18 protein-coding genes are annotated in these 19,251 nt (G+C 36.0%); 5 read left to right on the forward strand and 13 right to left on the reverse strand.

Going from position 1 to position 19,251, the window contains the following annotated elements:
• A complete protein-coding gene (locus FJV36_RS08735) occupies positions 1–930 on the forward strand; it encodes a DMT family transporter (protein WP_233264611.1) in 930 nt (309 codons plus the stop codon).
• Positions 931–1,581: 651 nt separating this feature from the next.
• Here the strand turns inward: FJV36_RS08735 and FJV36_RS08740 are convergent.
• The 6 genes from FJV36_RS08740 to FJV36_RS08765 form a co-directional block, all read right to left on the reverse strand.
• Positions 1,582–2,241 (reverse strand): 3-oxoacid CoA-transferase subunit B, encoded by a 660-nt coding sequence (locus FJV36_RS08740; RefSeq protein ID WP_158730113.1) that lies wholly within the window; start codon positions 2,239–2,241, stop codon positions 1,582–1,584.
• Positions 2,242–2,340: 99 nt separating this feature from the next.
• Positions 2,341–3,039, reverse strand: a complete 699-nt coding sequence (locus tag FJV36_RS08745; RefSeq protein WP_158730114.1) for a CoA transferase subunit A — start codon at positions 3,037–3,039, stop codon at positions 2,341–2,343.
• Between the two features lie 133 nt (positions 3,040–3,172).
• Positions 3,173–5,482 (reverse strand): penicillin-binding protein 1A, encoded by a 2,310-nt coding sequence (locus tag FJV36_RS08750; protein ID WP_158730115.1) that lies wholly within the window; start codon positions 5,480–5,482, stop codon positions 3,173–3,175.
• Positions 5,483–5,491: 9 nt separating this feature from the next.
• Positions 5,492–5,971 carry a gliding motility lipoprotein GldH gene (locus FJV36_RS08755; protein ID WP_158730116.1) on the reverse strand — a complete coding sequence of 160 codons (480 nt, stop codon included), beginning with the start codon at positions 5,969–5,971 and terminating at the stop codon, positions 5,492–5,494.
• A complete protein-coding gene (locus tag FJV36_RS08760; RefSeq protein ID WP_158730117.1) occupies positions 5,955–7,310 on the reverse strand; it encodes a regulatory iron-sulfur-containing complex subunit RicT in 1,356 nt (451 codons plus the stop codon). Before FJV36_RS08760 ends, FJV36_RS08755 begins: the two co-directional genes overlap by 17 nt.
• 185 nt (positions 7,311–7,495) lie before the next feature.
• Positions 7,496–8,863, reverse strand: a complete 1,368-nt coding sequence (locus tag FJV36_RS08765; RefSeq protein WP_158730118.1) for a rhodanese-related sulfurtransferase — start codon at positions 8,861–8,863, stop codon at positions 7,496–7,498.
• 529 nt (positions 8,864–9,392) lie between these two features.
• Between FJV36_RS08765 and FJV36_RS08770 the strand changes: the two genes are divergently transcribed.
• From FJV36_RS08770 to FJV36_RS08780, 3 genes are all read left to right on the forward strand, one after another.
• Positions 9,393–9,701, forward strand: a complete 309-nt coding sequence (locus FJV36_RS08770; RefSeq protein ID WP_158730119.1) for a hypothetical protein — start codon at positions 9,393–9,395, stop codon at positions 9,699–9,701.
• 410 nt (positions 9,702–10,111) lie between these two features.
• Positions 10,112–10,342 carry a hypothetical protein gene (locus FJV36_RS08775; protein ID WP_158730120.1) on the forward strand — a complete coding sequence of 77 codons (231 nt, stop codon included), beginning with the start codon at positions 10,112–10,114 and terminating at the stop codon, positions 10,340–10,342.
• Between the two features lie 2 nt (positions 10,343–10,344).
• Positions 10,345–10,764 carry a hypothetical protein gene (locus FJV36_RS08780; RefSeq protein ID WP_158730121.1) on the forward strand — a complete coding sequence of 140 codons (420 nt, stop codon included), beginning with the start codon at positions 10,345–10,347 and terminating at the stop codon, positions 10,762–10,764.
• A 325-nt stretch (positions 10,765–11,089) separates the two neighbouring features.
• Here FJV36_RS08780 and FJV36_RS08785 read toward each other — a convergent pair whose 3' ends face one another.
• The 7 genes from FJV36_RS08785 to FJV36_RS08815 form a co-directional block, all read right to left on the reverse strand.
• Entirely contained in the window at positions 11,090–11,500 is a 411-nt protein-coding gene (locus FJV36_RS08785) for a BrxA/BrxB family bacilliredoxin (protein WP_086452817.1), read from the reverse strand.
• 100 nt (positions 11,501–11,600) lie between these two features.
• The gene (locus FJV36_RS08790; RefSeq protein WP_158730122.1) at positions 11,601–12,752 is read right to left on the reverse strand and encodes a lycopene cyclase family protein; all 1,152 of its coding nucleotides are present in this window, start codon (positions 12,750–12,752) and stop codon (positions 11,601–11,603) included.
• A 31-nt stretch (positions 12,753–12,783) separates the two neighbouring features.
• Positions 12,784–15,045 carry a TonB-dependent receptor gene (locus FJV36_RS08795; protein WP_158981009.1) on the reverse strand — a complete coding sequence of 754 codons (2,262 nt, stop codon included), beginning with the start codon at positions 15,043–15,045 and terminating at the stop codon, positions 12,784–12,786.
• 121 nt (positions 15,046–15,166) lie between these two features.
• Positions 15,167–16,381, reverse strand: coding sequence for a hypothetical protein (locus FJV36_RS08800; RefSeq protein WP_158730124.1), 1,215 nt, complete (start codon positions 16,379–16,381; stop codon positions 15,167–15,169).
• Positions 16,382–16,408: 27 nt separating this feature from the next.
• The gene (locus FJV36_RS08805) at positions 16,409–16,951 is read right to left on the reverse strand and encodes a type 1 periplasmic binding fold superfamily protein (RefSeq protein ID WP_158730125.1); all 543 of its coding nucleotides are present in this window, start codon (positions 16,949–16,951) and stop codon (positions 16,409–16,411) included.
• A 207-nt stretch (positions 16,952–17,158) separates the two neighbouring features.
• On the reverse strand, positions 17,159–18,394 hold the full coding sequence (locus FJV36_RS08810; RefSeq protein WP_158730126.1) for a GTP-binding protein: 1,236 nt from the start codon (positions 18,392–18,394) through the stop codon (positions 17,159–17,161).
• On the reverse strand, positions 18,394–18,738 hold the full coding sequence (locus FJV36_RS08815) for a MerC family mercury resistance protein (RefSeq protein ID WP_158730127.1): 345 nt from the start codon (positions 18,736–18,738) through the stop codon (positions 18,394–18,396). The genes FJV36_RS08810 and FJV36_RS08815 overlap by 1 nt, the downstream gene beginning before the upstream one ends.
• An 88-nt stretch (positions 18,739–18,826) precedes the next feature.
• Between FJV36_RS08815 and FJV36_RS08820 the strand changes: the two genes are divergently transcribed.
• Positions 18,827–19,228: a Fur family transcriptional regulator gene (locus FJV36_RS08820; protein ID WP_158730128.1), complete on the forward strand. Its 402-nt coding sequence runs from the start codon at positions 18,827–18,829 to the stop codon at positions 19,226–19,228.
• The last annotated feature ends 23 nt before the right edge of the window (positions 19,229–19,251 follow it).

A 19,251-nucleotide genomic window follows, 5' to 3' on the forward strand; every position in this document is an offset into this window, starting at 1 on the left:
GTGAAAACTAAAATTAAGAACGCTTTTTCGTCAAGAGTAAACGCTATTGGATTGCCCATTTTGGCCTTATGTTGGATCAGTTTTTTTTGGGGAACCACCTGGATCGCCTCAAAAGAAGGCGTAAAACACATGCCCGCCCTGCAACTAGTAGCCATAAGGCAGTTTTTGGGAGGATTCCTTTATATTTCTTATTTCTTGTTCAAAAAAACGCCATGGCCCAAGGGAAAACAATGGAAAACCATCATCATCCTGAGCTTTTTAAACTTTGTTTTGAGCAACGCATTAAGTACGTGGGGCGTGAAGTACATCAGCAGTGGTCTTGGTGCCATTATTGGGGCGTGCGTCCCGTTATGGATTGTTATTATTTCTTTCTTTCAAGGAGAACGCTTGTCTAAGTTTTCTATTCTGGGTTTAATAATTAGTTTTAGTGGTGTTTGTATTATTTTTTATGATCATTTAAGCGATTTTTTGATTCCCGATTTTAAATTTGGCATCATAATCTCCATCATTTCCACATTGACATGGGCTTTTGGAACCTTATACACGAAACAAAAAGCGGCTAGTTTCAATCCGTACTTTAGTTTAGGAATCCAAATGTTTTTGTCTAGCATTTTAGTGTTTGCTTATACAGGTGCCGCAGGAATATCGGTTCCACTACATGAGATCCCAGCAATTTCATGGTGGTCTATTGCGTATTTGGTTATTTTTGGTTCGGTACTTACTTTTATTGCCTTTATTTATGCGCTGCAACATTTACCGGCTTCTATCAGTAGTGTTTACTCTTACATCAACCCAATTATTGCAGTTTTGCTTGGCGCTATAATCTTTGGAGAAACCCTAAATGCCGCCATTGCCATAGGTGGTAGCGTAACTTTATTTGGTTTGTATTTAGTTAATTACGCCTTGCGAAAAGGCCGTATTAAAGAATAAAACCACCAATAATTTACAACACTTATTCTTGATTTTAGGAGCAGGCGAGCATCTTTTCCAGTCGTTTTGTCCTGCTGTACGCTACAATCTCCTGTGCCATCCCAATGTTTCCGGTCTGGCACAGGAGGATTTTCGCTGCCATCAGGGCTAGAAAGATCGTATCGGTTTTCAGTAGAAAAGTAATCCCAAGCATCCTGCAAGTACACGATACAAAATCCGATGAAGGCCATCCATAAGCCCAAAAACGAAAACACCTAACAAGTTTCAAAAAACGAGTTAGGTGTTCACAAATACTAAGTGCAATAGGCTATATATTTACAAAGACGGAATAGAACATTCTCTATCTCTGGATCGATATTTACCATTTAAATGACACTACAAAACAATTGAATTCTATATATTGTTTATTGGTTATGCGTTCCTGTTGTAATACATCTTTTTAGCGTTTACCACTAAAAAATGGACCAATTATTTAATTAGCTTTTGGAAAATTAACCGTTTTTACATTATCAATTACGTAACAACCTACTAACTGCTATTTGACAACAACACTTTTAAACACACAAAAACAACTAGCCTGGTAGCATTTTTGTTTCATCAGTAAACAAGTTAATCAATACTAAAAACTGACCTAACAGATTTTATACGAAATTAATCTATTGTCATTTCTGGAACTTCTCCGTCAATGATTAGTGTTGCTTCTGTTGAGGCAATGATATGTTCTACGGTTACACCTGGCGCACGCTCTAAAAGCTTAAATCCTGCTGAGGTAACTTCTAGTACAGCAAGTTCTGTTACCACCTTTTTAACACAGCCTACACCCGTTAATGGCAAAGAGCATTTTTTTAGGATTTTTGATTCGCCTGCTTTGTTTACGTGCATCATGGCTACAATAATATTTTCGGCAGAAGCCACTAAATCCATTGCGCCACCCATTCCTTTTACCATTTTACCAGGAATTTTCCAGTTGGCGATATCACCATTTTCTGCAACTTCCATAGCGCCAAGAATGGTTAAATCAACTTTTTGAGAGCGGATCATCCCGAAACTTAAAGCAGAATCAAAAAACGAGGCTCCTGGCAATGTAGTAATGGTTTGTTTTCCTGCGTTAATGATGTCGGCATCTTCTTCTCCAGCAAAAGGGAATGGTCCCATGCCTAATACGCCATTTTCACTTTGAAATTCAACCGAAATATCCGTGCGAACATAATTAGCTACCAAGGTAGGAATTCCAATTCCTAGGTTAACATAATAGCCGTCTTGTACTTCTTTGGCAATTCTTTTTGCTATATCTTCTTTAGTTAAAGCCATAATTTTATTTTTGAAACAGGTAAGTCAAATGAGTTTTTATAATTTGAGCATTCTTAAATCATAAAAATGAAGTCCATATAATTCTTTGAAAACTGAATACTATTTTTGTCTCACAGTTCGTTGTTCAATTCTTTTTTCAAACGTTTCTCCTTGAAAAATACGTTGAACCATAATTCCCGAAATGTGAATTTCATTAGGGTCTAATGCGCCTACAGGTAAAAGTTCTTCCACTTCGGCAATAGTAATTTTTCCAGCTCCAGCCATGCTAGAGTTAAAGTTTCGAGCAGTTCCTTTAAAAATTAAATTTCCTGCTTCGTCACCTTTCCAAGCTTTTACTATAGCAAAATCAGCTTTGTAAGCGAGTTCCATGATGTGCATTTTGCCATTAAATTCGCGAACTTCCTTTCCTTCAGCTACTTCAGTTCCGTATCCTGCTGGTGTAAAAAAAGCAGGAATTCCCGCTTGTGCAGCACGGCACTTTTCTGCCAAAGTTCCCTGAGGTGTCAATTCCACTTCTAATTCGCCGGAGAGCATTTGACGTTCAAACTCGGCATTTTCACCCACATACGATGAGATCATTTTTTTAATTTGGCGCTTTTGCAAAAGCAATCCAAGTCCAAAATCATCTACACCGGCATTGTTTGAAATACAGGTTAAATCGGTTACGTTTTTTTGAACCAATTCGGCAATACTATTTTCTGGAATTCCACATAATCCAAAACCGCCTAGCATGATAGTCATGCCATTTTCTATGCCTTGAAGTGCATCTTGAACGGTATTTACTTTTTTGTTAATCATAAAAATAAGGTGCTATTGATGTAATTGTATTTTGTTCTTCTGTTGGTTAAAGACCCGTTCGTAACACTTGTTTTTCTAAAAATTAAGTGAACTTAGTTTACCGTAACTACTAGCATTTTTTTAATGCTTAAATTTATAGTTCAAATTCTTCTGTGTCTTGTTCTACAACGGTGGTGTCTACTACTTTTTTAGGTACATAACAATCTACTTTGATAGATAAGTTAGACGGTCTTTCAAAAGGTTCTTTGGACACTTTTAGCGCTGGATCTTCGTAACATCGTTTCATGAAAAATCCCCAAATCGGTAAAGCAGCAGTAGCGCCCTGTCCGTAAGTAATGCTCTTGAAACGGGCAGAACGATCCTCGCAACCTACCCAAACTCCGGTTACTAAATTTGGTACCATTCCCATAAACCAACCATCAGACTGGTTTTGTGTAGTTCCTGTTTTTCCGGCAATTGGATTTCTAAAAGCATACGGATAACCCGTCCAACGGTTGTCTCCATTACCACCACCAGTGGTTCGTAAACGGTCACCTGAACCACCTTCGGTTACGCCTTCAAGTAATTTTACCACTGCGTATGCAATGTCTTTATTCAATACATCGTGTGATTCTGGAATAGGCTCATAAATAACCACCCCACTTTTGTCTTCAATCTTAGTGATAAATTGAGGTTTCATGTACACTCCTTGATTAGCAAAGGTACTGTACGCAGCTACCATGTCTTGAACAGTGATTTCTACGGCACCAAGTGCAATGGAGGGTTGGGTTACAATCTCTGATTTTACACCTAATTTGTGTGTTAAATCTATTACTGCTTCAGGACCTACTTTATCGATAAGTTTTGCAGATACGGTATTGATCGAGTTTGCCAAACCTCTTTTTAAAGTTACCATTCCGCGGTACTTGTTATCAGAGTTTTTAGGTTCCCAATCTTCGGTTACGTGGTGACGCCCTTTTCTAATCATAAACGGACCATCAACAATTGAGTCACATGGTGACATATTTAATTGTTCTATAGCAGTAGCATAAACAAACGGTTTGAAAGTAGATCCTACTTGTCTAGCTCCTTGCCCTACGTGATCATACTGGAAATATTTGTAATTGATACCGCCTACCCAAGCTTTGATGTTTCCGGTTTGTGGCTCCATGGCCATTAACCCAGATTGCAAAAAGTGTTTGTAGTAACGGATAGAATCAAGAGGAGTCATGATGGTATCGCGTTCTCCCTCCCAGGTAAAGACTTTCATTTTGGTCTTTTCACTAAATGACTTTATGATTTCTTCATCGGTTTTGTCCAATGATTTCATGATAGACCAGCGGCTAGAAGATTTCATAGCTTGATTAATAATACGCTGCGTTTCTACAGTTGAAATGTTTACAAATGGTGCGTTTTTATTGTCTTTTGATTGAATAAAAAATTCTTCTTGCAAGTTTGCCATGTGCTCTTTTACAGCTTCTTCAGCATGCAACTGCATCCTAGAATCAATAGTGGTATAAATCTTAAGACCGTCTTTGTAAATATCGTAATCAGTACCGTCTGGTTTTTTATTTTCTTCAACCCATTTTTTCATGTAATCACGCAAGTACTCTCTAAAATAGGTAGCAGTTCCATCTTTGTGAGTTTCGAGTTTGAAGTTTAATTTTATAGGTAAGCTTTGTAATCTTTCTTTTTCTGATGTAGAGATGATGTCAGCCTTTTCCATTTGCAAAAGCACTACATTTCGGCGGTTTTTTACTCCTTGCGGATTTCGTACAGGATTGTATAAACCAGAGTTTTTAAACATTCCCACTAATATTGCTGATTCACTAATGGTTAAATCTTTTGGTTCTTTAGAAAAATAAGTCTTGGCAGCAGAACTTACTCCAACAGAATTGTTTCCAAAATCATACACATTGCAGTACATGGCAATAATTTCATTTTTAGTGTATTGTCTTTCTAAACGAATAGCGACTATCCATTCTTGTGCTTTTTGTATAATTCGAAAAGGTAAGAATTTAGAACCTTCACCGTGTAACAATTGCTTAGCAAATTGCTGAGTCAAAGTACTCGCTCCTCCGCTGGTTCCAAAACTTGAAATAGCTCTCAAGGTTCCTCTACCATCAATTCCAGAATGTTCGTAAAAACGAGCATCCTCAGTAGCAATAAGTGCCTGAACTAGATTTTTAGGTAAATCCTCGTATTTTAATTGAGACCTATTTTTTTCAAAATACTTGCCAATAACCACTCCGTCAGCCGAAATAACTTCGGTAGCTAAGTTAGAATCTGGATTTTCTAAGTCTTCAAAGGATGGCATGGCGCCAAATAATCCCCAAGAAGTGAAAAGGAAAAACAAGCCTATGCTTCCTAAACCTATGAAGAATATTTTCCAAAATTTCTTTTGATAATACGCGATGCTTTTATCATCGTTTCTTGTTGGGTTGTTGTTTTTTTTGATAGCCATAATACTAATTTATTCTTTTTTTTCAATTCTAAATCCTACTTCGGTAATTCCGTTAAGGGCTGTTACACCCGGAACTTTTCCGTTTTCTCGTACTGCTTGCTTAATGTGTACTTTGTATTTTGATCGCAATCGAACATTTTCTTTATAAAAAAGTTTACTTTCCTTAATATCCGAAAACCCATCTCCTAAAAGTGTTCCATCAACATCAGCCATTTGGTATTCTAGTGTATCAACTTTGGTAAATCCATTAGGCAATTCCATAGCTACTATCAAAAACAAATTATTGAATTGATAATTGTTATTCGCCCTCAAGTTTACAAACAAGTTGTAGCGTTGCGTAGAGTCAAGTATAGGTAAGTTAAAGGTAACAGTACTGTCTTTATGCCATGCATTGCCCACTGAGTGGTACTCATCAAAACTCCTTTTTTTGTCACAAGAAAAGAAGAGTATCGTAACCAAAAAGAGTATGGTGCTATTTCTTATCCACATTTTTTGTAATAATTATTGGTTTGCGGGGTTCTGCTGGTTTTTTATCAGCAGGAGCAGGACGGTTATTGTTAGGTCTTGCCGTATTTGCGGGTTTGTTATTGGTTATTTTATTAGCAGGTTTTGCTGTATTTGTTGTATTTGCTGGTTTATTGCTGGTTATTTTGTTAGCAGCCGGTTTACCTGCATTTGCTACAATGGCGTTTTCGCCAGTAGGTTTGCGTTTTTTATTATTTTTCTTCCTTGGTTTAGGTTGGTCAAATCGCGTTAAACTTTCTTGACCCATAGCATTGTTAAAGTTTTTCTCTGGCTCAACAATAACTTCAATAGCATAATCTTCTAGGCAGGAAACTTTGTTTTTCAACTTGTTTTCGGCAATGATTTCTTTGACTTGATCAATTTTTAGTACATGCCAATTGGCAAAATTATTGGTATAGGCAAACCACATAAGCCCTTTAAAGATGTCCTGTTTTTGGCAAATGGCATCTCCTTTTTCAGTAACTAGTTTCGTGTCAAAATCAGGAAAATGTTTTAAGGCATCCATGTAAGTGTCTAGCTCATAGTTCAAGCAACATTTTAATTTACCGCATTGTCCCGCTAGTTTTTGTGGGTTCAAGGATAATTGTTGGTAACGTGCAGCTGAGGTATTTACACTTCTAAAATCAGTCAACCAAGTAGAACAACACAATTCTCTTCCGCAAGAGCCAATCCCTCCCAAACGAGCCGCTTCTTGACGGAAACCTACTTGTTTCATTTCAATACGCGTGCTGAATTCTTTAGCAAAATCTTTGATTAATGCTCTAAAATCAATTCGATCGTTTGCGGTATAGTAAAAAGTAGCTTTTGATCCATCTCCTTGAAATTCAATATCCGAAATTTTCATTTCTAGTTTTTGAGCAATGGCCAATTCACGTGCGCGAACTTTCATAGGCTCTTCGCGGTCGCGAGCTGCAGACCAAATATCAATGTCTTTTTGTGATGCTTTTCTATAAATTTTCGGAATTTCGTTGCTGCTAGGATTCGCTCCTTTTTTCTTCATTTGAATGCGAACCAACTCACCTGTTAGTGTTACAATACCAATATCATGTCCTGGAGAAGCTACCGTGGCAACAATATCTCCCATGCTCAAGGTTAATTTTTCAGTATTGCGGTAAAATTCTTTTCTTCCGTTTTTGAAACGTACTTCAACACAGTCAAAAGGGGCGTCGCCATTAGGCAAACTCATATTCGAAAGCCAATCAAAAACCGTTAATTTATTGCAGCTATCGGTGCCGCAAGTCCCATTATTTTTACAACCCTTTGGTGCGCCACCATCAGAAGTTGAACAACTTGTACATGCCATAATCTTATATGTAGTGTTGTGACGAGCACAACTTAAGTTCTTAAAACGTTTAATGTGTAAAGATAGTATTTTTTAATTTTATGGAACAACGCCAATTTAGAGCAATAATTCATAAATTTATACTAAAAAACCCATCACAATTTAAATTGTAATGGGTTGGTAATAGTTCAAATAGCGTTTTGGGATTACTCTAAAATGCGGTATAATTTATCAGACAATCGAATTCGGAAAGGGAGTTGAAACGTGCACGTATCGCCAGCAACGGCTTTTTGTTGTGCAGTGTCATTTACCATCATTTTGTCGATTTTTAGAATTTGTTCTCCAGTAGTGTTCCCTTTTATCAATACCGTATCGCCTATTTTCAACTCATTTTCTTCAATGAAAAATTGTCCAACATTAGACTTCGGGAAAAAATGAGCGCCTTTACCCAGGTATTCTTTTTTAATTTTCACTGTTTTTTTTGCAACAGGTTTGCGTTTTGCCAGTTCAGTCAAGTCGGGAATAGCTGCCAAAGGATCTGCATTATTTTTAAAAAGCAACTTGTCCGATTTTCCTTTTTTGAAAATCTTATTTCCATTTTTAATACCGCGACGAATGGCTTTTTGCTCCTCTTCTGGCAAATGAATAATCGTAGCGCATTCAGCAGAACAGCAGCCGTACATTTTTTCTTTGCAAGATTCACACTGAATAAAAAGCAAGTGACAACCTTCGTTTTCGCAATTGGTATGCACATCACAAGCGGTGCCGCATTGATGGCATTGAGAAACAATATCATCTGTAATGCGTTCGCCCAAACGATGATCAAAAACAAAGTTTTTACCTATAAATTTGCTCTCTAGATTTTCTTCTTTTATTTGCTTGGCGTAGTTGATAATACCACCTTCCAGCTGAAAAACATTCTTGAAACCTTGGTGTTTAAAGTAAGCCGATGCTTTTTCGCAACGAATGCCGCCCGTGCAATACATCACCAAGTTTTTATCTTCCTTAAATTCTTTTAATTGTTCGTTGATAATTGGCAATGATTCTCTAAACGTATCTACATCAGGTGTGATGGCGCCTTTAAAATAGCCTATTTCACTTTCGTAATGGTTTCTAAAATCGACAACAATCGTGTTGGGATCATCTAGAATTTCGTTGAACTCCTTTGCTTTTAGGTGCACACCTATGTTGGTCACATCAAAAGTTTCATCGTTCAAACCATCTGCAACAATTTTGTCACGCACCTTAATCGTTAGTTTCAAAAACGAGTGATCGTCATGCTCCACCGCAATATTCAAGCGCATCCCTTGCATGAAATCGTATACTTCAAGCGTGTCCTTGAAGGCATAAAAATTATCGGCAGGCAATGATAATTGTGCATTGATACCTTCTTTGGCTACATAAATTCGGCCTAGAACTACTAAAGGATCCCAAGCGCGGAATAAATCGTTTCGAAATTGAGTTGGATCTTGAATTTGCGCATAAGCATAGAACGACAAAGTGAGTCTTTGTTTTCCGGCATCATCAATCATGATGGCTCTTTCCTCTGCGCTTAAGGTGTTATACAGTTGCATGCTATAAACAGTTTAAGTGAGAAATATATTTTTTGCAAAAGTAGTTAAAAAGGTTCAGAGGCGCAAAGTTTTAAAGGGACTAAGGTTTGCAATCAATAAATAGATTCTCAATTTTCCTTAAAGTCTCAATGGTTTATTTTTCTGGGAGCTATTTCCAGCTTTCCGCTATATCTCTTGTTTTCGCTATCGCTACAACAAGAGGATGCCGCTGCAATCTGGGCTAGGGGAGTAGTGGTTACAGTTATATGTTGCGTTTTTTAGTCTCAATTATGGTTTTAAGTTTTAGAAAAAGATTCGTTTGCGAGTGGGTGATTTTTAAACTTGATTACACGCTCTGTATTTTGCTACAGTAAAATCTGATTATTATGTTAGGTTACACTTTTTTGTACATTGTCTTTTTTACTGATTTTTTTATTTTTAAACACCCAATTTTTCTTCCTATTTTCTTGTTTTTTAATAATTTTATGTTTAATATTTGTAATCTAATATTTATACTATAAAAAAGTTAATGTTTTTATTCTTTTTATTGATGTGCTCATATATTTATAGCCAAAATTCAAGTGAAAAATGGAATTCGTATCTCGGGCGTTACGAATATTTTAACGGTTCTGGTTACATGACAGGTTATAAAGAATATAATAAATTAACTGGATCTTGGGATTATTATACTGTTAATCAAAAGCCGAGAAATATTTATAATAAAGTTGTCAGTCCAGTTAATGAAACTTTGGTTAGAGAAGTTATGGCATCAAAACAAGCGAGGTATGATGCAAATTATCAAAGAGTTAAGAATTCAATATCCGATATACAGGCCAAAATCCAAAATTTTGATATATAGGAGGAGAGAATAAAAATTATAGATAAAAGATTTAGAATAGAATGTGTAGAAAGTTTAAATAATTCTAAAAGCTACGATCTTTCTAATAATAATATTGCTAGCCAGATTGTTAATTGGCTATACACGGGATATAATAAAATAATTAGTGAAGAATAATACTTAGACGAAAATAAATATCCATCAAAAAATAAAACGCTATGACTTACGGAGTTATTTTAGTTATAATACTTGCTATTTTCATCATTTTTGGAGAAAAGACCTCAAAGTAAGAAAGGTATAATTAACAATAAATTATTTTAACAAAGAAGAATAATTATTTGCTTTATATTTAAAATATTCTAGACTTTACTTTATGTTAATTGTAGTTAATTTTTGTGTCAAAATTTTTTATAGTTTTAATTTTTTTCACTATGCTAGAAAATGAATATTATATTGTTATTAGTTATGTTACCAGAGATAATTGTCAGTATCCATTTTTTGATAATTGTGCGCTGGTAGATGGTAAGTTTTATAAGATTCTAAATTTAGAACAATATTTGTCTACTGGTAATTCCTATTTAGACGAGGTAGTTGATTTTACTACTTTTATATTGGTATCTAGTAATCAGTGGAAAGCTAATTTCCAAAACATTAATTTCTAAATATGCATAAAAATCCAGCCAAATATTTTGATGAAATATTAAAAGTACTAGCGACAGATTATGATAATTCATTTACGTTTGAAGAGTTAGCGCAAAAAATATATCCTAAAAAATATTTTACATCAATTCCAAATGGGAAATTCGATTTTAATGAATCTGTAAATGATAAATTAATTTTAAACTTAACCAATGCTTTAAAATTCTTGAACAATGAGAAACTCGTATATGCTAATTTTAATGATAAATCTGTTTATATCAGTACATCGGGATTTATAAAGATTAAAACTAAGGGTTTTGAGAAGGAAATTTTAGATTTAAAAATTAATTTCTTTTTGCAAAGGTTTGCTTGGATAGTTACACCAATAGCTGCACTAACAACGTTATTAATTACTATTTACAGATATATTCAAAGTACTTCATAAAGATATATTTCCAGATATAGATCAAGGAATTTATAATGATAGATAAAGAATGATTAATATTGTTTTAAAATCAATCATTAATTTTCATGTACATTTATCTTTAAGTCACACTACAAAACATTACCTTTTAACTAAAGCTTTTTTAAGGAGTATAATGTTAGTAATTTTTTTTTTACTACTAAATATTTTCTAGCCCAGATAGCAGTGTAAATCCTTTTTTATCCGCTTTTTAGCGGAAAAAAAGATTGAAACGAATAGCTGGAAGTAGCTCCAAATAAAAAAACCACGCCGAAACGTGGTTTTAAATTTTATACTTTATCAGGTATTAGCAATACTCGTTGAAAGCGTCTTTTAAGTTTTCAGCAATTAGTTCTGCTGGGCGACCTTCAATGTGGTGACGCTCTAGCATGTGTACTAATTCTCCGTTTTTGAACAAAGCCATACTTGGCGATGATGGAGGAAAAGGGAACATGTGTTGTCTTGCTGCATCAACTGCATCTTTGTCAACTCCTGCAAAAACAGTAATTAATTGATCTGGTTTTTTACCACCTTCTAAACTCATTTTTGCTCCTGGGCGTGCATTACGTGCAGCACAACCACAAACCGAGTTTACAACTACAAGAGTTGTTCCTTCTGCTTTTAATGCGTTTTCTACTGCTTCGGCACTATGTAAATCTTGAAAACCTGCTGCAGTAAGTTCTGCTTGCATTGGTTTTACCATTTCTTCTGGATACATATCTTTTATTTTAAATCATTAGTAATTAAGTCCTGCAAAGTTACAAAGTTTACATTCAAGAATAAGTGTTCAAGTATAAAGTTTTGTTATAGTTTTATTGTTATTTTATGGCTTTGGCAGCCACGTGAAAAATGGCTTTGATAAACAACATTTTCGGACATTTTAAAATAACCCGAATATCTTCAATTAAAGTGGTTTCTTCATCTAAAAATTTGAAGATCACCGCTGGGTTTCCTTTTTTGAACATCGAAGAAAAAATATGGGAACCCAATTCGTTTTTGCGGTCTAAAATGTCTAGTAAAAGCAAATCATAATACCAGAATTTTGTTTTTTTATGAAACTTAGTAAAGTCGGTTTCTCTTTGTAAAAAGGCAACTAACTCACTTGATTTTTTATCGGAATTTTTGAAAGTGTAACCCGTACTCGCCTTGGTCCAACCGCCAGAAGTACCAATGTTGATCACGTTTTTAGTATTCGATTTCCAAAAAGGGTAACACGTCATCGGGATACTGCCTTTTTCTTTTTCAACAATTTCGTAGTTTGTAATCCCCAATTTTTGAATGTATTGTTGGATTTCGTTTTCGTATTCTTCTTTTTTTAAATGTTGGTGCGAAAACAAAGTGTATTCCAGTAAAGCTTCGGTTTTTGAAGTGGGCAACACGTACATAAAACGGGTATTTCCTCTTTGCTCAACCGAAAAATCCATGAACGTGGCTTGCTCATTATTGAAAACAGCCTGCTCACTTTTGATAAACCAACCTATAAAATGCTGTTGTAAAACGGGATATTTAGTTTGGTTTTCCGCTTTTTGTTTGTGGTAAATACTATTGAATAATTTGGAGCACGAAAAAGATTCGCTTTCCGTTTGTATCAAAATTATAGTTTCGGATTCTTCAATAGTCAAGACTTTCTGATTCAAGAAAGTGACGTTTGTTTGTTTCGAAAGCAAATCAAAAACTTGGTTGTAAAAATCAAGTCCTTTCACCATATTGTAGTGATACGGTTGCAAGTCTAAATCTCTGCGAAAAGCTGCATTGGCAAACAAAGCCGAATCCCATTTTTTAGAAATAGCCGGTTCCCAAATTGAATCGGTTGTTTTCCAGAAACACCAGGTTCTATCATTGGTTTTCTTGGAGTTTTCATCCAGTAACAAAATACTTTTATCTGCAAACGATCCTGATTGTACCATTTTGTAAACCGTCATTAAAGCCGAAAGTCCTGCGCCGGTAAAAATATAATCGTGGTGTTTCATGGCTCAAAAATACAACTTTAAGAACAAAAAATTAATCAAAATGATATCGCAGCCCGATAAAAAAACGTCTTCCTTGATTGGGTCCGTACGCATAGGTAGGGTCAAAAGTGAGCCCAAATGGATTATCAGCCGTTGGGATTACCGCTCCTGAATTGTCAACTTGTACATTTTTATCAAAAGGATCATTGGCGCGAGCAATCAAAAACGGATTTCCACGATTGGGTGTCCAATTAAGCAGGTTTTTGATACCGGTGTATAATTCTAGATTATGAATTTTTTTGAAAGTCATTTGTATGTTCTGAATACTATATGGTCTAGAAATTTCTCGACGCGGGTCTAGTTCGCTTAGTAACGGCAAACGCATGGGTCCAGTTAGATTTCCTGTATAATCAAAAGATAAAAACCAGTTTGAAATATCATAACTAAAGCCCCAACTCACAGAATATCTTTCTGTAAATAGTGGCCTCAAACTAACGCCGTCCTGTGTGGTCATGGCATCATAATAACTGGTTCCAAGGTTGGCTTTGAGCCCAAACGGGCTAACCCAATCAGCATTGGCGCTGAGCCCGAAAATAGTTGAGTTGCCGTTTAAATTATCATAAATTATTTGATATGGATTGATGTCGTAGTTCGCAAAAATTCGGTTGGTAAAATAAGTATACCAAGACGAAAGTTCGAGATTAACCACGCCCGCATTGGTCAATTTGAATTTTTTCAGATAATTTAAGTTCAGGTTGTATGAGGTTTCTGGTTTCAAGTTAGATTGTATCACGACTTCTCTAGCGCCAGACAAAGCTTGATGATCCTCGGTAAAAAGGTTTACTATTCTAAAACCCGTTCCAAAATTGAATCGTAAGATATCTGTTGGCGTTGGTTTGAATTTGAAAGCAAAACGAGGTGTAAAAATGGAACCATGATTGTCATTGTAATCGTAACGCAACCCAAGTAAGGTACTGGTTTTTTCGTTGTGCTTGATTTCATCTTGAGCAAAAGCACTGTAAATTTTAGAATGATTCGCTGTTGCCGTTGCGGGCGTGTTGTCATTATAGAATTGATATCGGAGTGCTGTGCCAAAGAGTACGGAGTGATTGCCCCAGTTTTTATCCCACAACAATTGGCCAAACGCAATTTTTTGATTGGCTAAAAAAGTAGCATTTCCATAAACGGAGTTTTGGTCGTGATCAATAACCGAAAATTGAAAGAACATTTTTTCGGCCACAGGAAGCTCGTATTTACCAAGGAATTCATAGCGCGACGTGTAAATGCTTTCGCCATACACTTGGTTTCCGCCTCTAAAACTCTTGTTCCATTGCATTTCTCCTCCCCAGCGGTCTTCATAAAGGTATCGCGATACAAGGCTAAGCTCTTTTTTTGAAGTTCTGTTGATGTTTATTTTAGAGAAAAAAGAAGCTCTGTTTTGCAAAGAAACATCGGTAAAATTGTCCTTGTTGTTGTCAATGGGATTGTTGTAAGTGAAGTAATTTACACCAAATAAGGTAGTAGCCTTTGGACCAATATTGGCTTTATAACCAAGGTCAACATTCGTTTCGAGCCAAGATGTAGTAAAAACATCGGCTGTAAATAAAGGAACTGCAAACGGTTTTTTAGTAATAATGTTAATCAAACCGCCTACCGCCTCGCTGCCGTATAGTGTAGATGCCGCGCCTTTTACCACTTCTATTTTATCAATCATAGCATTTGGAATACCTGAAAGGCCATAAACGGTACCGAGAGCGCTCACAATAGGCATCCCATCAATAGTGACCATGGTGTAAGGGCCGTCAAGTCCGTTAATGCGAATATCACCCGTATTACACACATTGCAATTGTTTTGAGGTCGTAGACCGTTTACGTTTTGCAAGGCATCCAAGACATTGCTGGTTGGGTTTTGTTTTAAAAAAGCAGCCGAAATAATCTCAACAGGAACGGGATTTTCTAACCTTTTTACGGGTTTTAGCGTGCCTGATACCACCACTTCATCCAATTGATTTTCGATGCTAGTAATTTCAAAATGAAGTACTATTCCTTGCTGGTTTTTTATGTTGACGTTTTTGTTTTTTGTTTGAAAACCGTTTGCCACTATTTGAACAGTGTAATTACCATTCGGAATTTCAGAAAAAAAATACTGTCCTAAACTATCAGTTTGAGTGACGAAAGTAGTTTTTAGCAAGGAAACTGTTGCGCCAGGTATCGGTTGATTGTTAGAAGTTACCCTACCCGAGACGCTTTTTTTGTTTTGGCTGTAGCCAAGAAAAAATAGCAACAGCAGGCATACGGTAATAGTATTTTTCATGATAAATAAATTAAATTTTAGACAAATCTAAAAATAAATTTTTAAAAAAGCGGTTTGTCATGACAACAAACCGCTTAAACCCCCAATTATTAACCAAAACGATCAGGATTTAAAAGAGTTTTTAGTGATCACCACTGTTCTCAAATCCCATTAAAGTGAGACGAAATGGTGTTTTAGATACTTTTATTTTTTTAATGTCATTATTATTTTTAATGTTGGCCATCCATAATTCGCCTGTTGCTGGTGCAGTGATGTAAACGAATCGTTGTGTGAATTCCATTTGTGGTTTTTGCGTTGCTGTTTTTAAAGTTGGCGCAATGATATTTCTTTCAGCTGCAGCTACAGTGAGTGTATTTAAGTCGTATGAAATAAAATTTCCAGAATGTAACAAGATGCCAAGTTTACTATTGTCGTAGCTTACTTTACATTGCATGATATCGGTATTTTCAATTATTGGTTTAACTGTTTTAGCAATAACATCAATCAAGTACGCTCCTTTTGCAGCTGTATATCCAACAAATTCACCTTTGCTGTTGGTTTCAAGTATTGTTCCAAACCATGCAGTTCCAAAACCTTCGGGATGTGGAATTAAACTTTGTTCTCCATTATTTTTTACCACCAGAATGCCACTAGCAGAACCAAAAACAGCTTGGTCACCATCTGTTGCATTACCATGAATTCCCTTGGTTGCAATAGTAGAGGCAAAAAGTTCTTTGCCGATTTTGTCAATTATTTTTACTCGCTCAGGAAGTGTCCCAGGAATAGAATTGTCTTTTTCAGTAATAGCATATGTACCATTCGCAAATACAGCCATAGCACCATGATGCGCTCTTAATCCGGTGGTGATGGTTTTCATTATAGCACCATTTTTGTGGATTTCCGATTCAAGACCCACTGTTAATGTACCATCTCCATCATTGAAGGTTAGGATTTCTCCAAAATTACTTTTAAAATGTGTTGGCTTCGATGACATACCTGTTAAAACACCAAATTTTGGTGTTCCTTTTATGTCAACATGATCACCATGAAACTCTAGTCCAATATCAAAAGTTTCTGTTAAATTGTTTTCGCGGTGAATGACGCCTGCAAAACGCCCAGAAGCGCTCGTGTACAAAGCTGATTTCGGGTGTTTGGCTTCAAATGAAACGCTGTTTCCTTGCAATGGATTTACCAAGGTCATTGCTGTGGTGGTTTCATCCGAAACTAAAATGCGCAAGTGTTTGAATTCAGCTGAACTGTCGTCAACTACTGTATCGGTATTATCGTCATTTGAGCAAGATTGTGTGACTAGAGCAAATGCTGCAAGCGTTGCCAATAAGGCTAAAGAGTTTTTCATTGTTGTATTATTTGGTTTTGAAAATTACTATTCTACTGTGATTGGAAAATCAACTTCAATATCTGTTGCGCCACCGGCATTGGTAATGTCGCCAAGCGCTACATTTGAGGCATTTTTATTCGGTCCGTGTCTTAAGCTGGCTCTCAAAGTGCCACTTGCTGCAGTGGTCGTGGTAAATGTAAACTCGAGCGCCAGTGGCTTGCCATTTTTATCAAAATTACTTGGACTTTTAGAATACGTAATGGGTTGAAGCACACCCGTCGTTTGAAAAAACATTTGGTGTTCTGTAGCTTCAGCTATTATCTCGGGTGTGATATCTATTGCCGGTATAGCCAAATCGTCTTTAAATGTAATACTACCATTGTAGGTTTTAGATCGCTCAAAAGGACTGTTAATACTAATTTGTGGTGCATTAGCTCCTTCGCCATCAAGGTCTTTGTACTCAAGTACAATGGTTTTTCCAGCAGTGGTCGGTACAAATTGTAACCGAACAGTTGTGATGAACTCTCCTTCATTTGCTGCTACTATCACATCGTCAGTATTGGAGCAGGAATTAAGTACTAAGGCCAAAAGAACGATTGTAAAAAATTTGAAAAAGTGTTACTTTCGATTGTTCATGAAGTAAGATGTTTTATTTTTTTATTCGTTAATGCAATTGTGTTGCAAATATATTTATTATTTTTAACAACGCAACAATGTTGCAATAAATATTTTATAAACAGTTTTTGCAATAGAAATAATCATTAAAATTGCTCTTATATTCAAGAAACAATATTGCTACGTCAAAGTTGCATAAGTTGCTGTAGGTGTTGTTGTTCTTGCCAATGGAAAGCAATCCGCAGCTAAAAAAGTACCTTGCCTTAGTGATTGGATTTCTTCATCAGTACAAATACAGTTTTGCAGGAGCGTATGTAGCGCCTCTTTGTCCATTTCAATTCCAATAAAAACGAGTTCATTGAGTCGATCGCCAAACGTTGCTGTCCATCGTTCTTCGATCACATCTTGAAATTCTACAAAATTTCCGAAGGTCATTCTTTCGCCAAGAGGCATACTTGCCCACCACACTCCAGCTTCTTCGGCCTTTTTTGAACCGCCAGCCTGGCTCCAGTTTATGGCTTGGTCTGCTCGTGAGGCAATCCAAAAAAGACCCTTACTTCTAATAACAGATTGGGGAAATTGTTCAAGTAGAAATTCCCACAATCGGTCTGGGTGAAAAGGCTTCTCTTCTCTAAAAACGAAAGAATTGATGCCGTATGCTTCTGTCTCTGGTGTGTGAAATCCTTCTAATTCACGAATCCAGCCTGCAGATGTCTCAGCTTCTTCATAATTAAACAATTGGGTATTTAAAATTACGTTTAAAGGAACTCGTCCGAACTGTGACTCTATCACTGTAGCTCCTGCATTTAGTTTACGAAAGGTTGCTTTTAGAGTTTTTAGTTCTTTACTGTTTACTAAATCAGTTTTGTTTACAATGATAACATTTGCAAATTCAATTTGGTCTACTAATAAATTCACGATGGTTCTGTTATCATTTTCAATATCAGATAAATTCTGTGCTTGTAAGGTTTGGTCAGAACCAAAATCTTTAAAAAAATTGAATGCATCCACTACGGTAACCATCGTATCTATATAGCTAAAATGAGATAAATCAATATTTTCTTCCTCGTTAATAAAAGAAAAAGTTTGAGCTACTGGAATGGGTTCGCTTATACCTGAACTCTCTATCAATAGGTAATCAAAGCGATCTTCCCTAGCCAGTTTTTCCACTTCGATCATGAGGTCATCTCGCAAGGTGCAACAAATACAGCCATTACTCATCTCGACCAATCGTTCCTCTGTACGGGATAAGGTATTTTCGGCTTTGACTAAATTAGCGTCGATATTAACTTCGCTCATATCGTTTACGATTACAGCAACTTTTAAGCCCTCTTTATTATGAAGAATGTGATTTAATAGGGTTGTTTTTCCGGCTCCAAGAAACCCAGATAAAACAGTTACGGGTAATTTTTTCATTAGTGTTTTTGATGTTTAATGTTAAGAAGATGTGCTGCTATGATGCCAATTCCGCCAAAGTAGATTAGAAAAGTGTTTATATTAAAAATGATTTCCAATAAAATACTTAAGAACAACACTATGAAAGATAAAGTTAAAATTACGGCAACAAAGGTTTTGCATACACGCAGTACGGGTATAGCTGCGCAAAGGCCAATGCAAGCAAAAAGCAAATCAAAATAGGGATTATGATGGACCATCATAGGAAACATGCTAAGGATTGGCAATGCTAAACAATGTACTAAACATAAAATAGCGCTAGTTACACCCAAAAAATCTGAAGCTAAGACTGGTAATTTTTTCATTTTCTTGTACCTTTGATTAATGCAATAATGTTGCAAATGTATCATTTTATTTTAAACGCAACAATGTTGCATTAATATATTTTAAAATATGAAAGCAAGCCGCAATACAGCTGCTAAAACAGCAATACTAGATATTATTAAAAATGCGTCGGTGGCTTTATCACACACCGAGATTCAAGCTTTAAGCCAAAATATTTGTGATAGGGTTACAATCTACAGGGTACTTGATAGGCTTATTGCCGAGGATGTGATTCATAAAATTGTAAATCATGACGGTACCATAAAGTATGCAAGTTGCCATCATGAGCATGAGCACGATCATGACGTAAAACATTCGCATACGCACAATCACATACATTTCAGTTGTACTAAATGTTTAGCAGTGACGTGTCTTGACGAAGTGAAGCCCGTATTTAGTCTTCCTGCTAACTATTTAATACACGATTTTAATTTCACATTATCAGGCCTTTGCCCAACTTGTTCTTTATAGTTTAGACTTGTCTAAAAATATTT

Origin of the sequence: Flavobacterium sp. I-STPP5a (genome assembly GCF_009764685.1) — a bacterium.
Lineage (GTDB): Bacteria > Bacteroidota > Bacteroidia > Flavobacteriales > Flavobacteriaceae > Flavobacterium.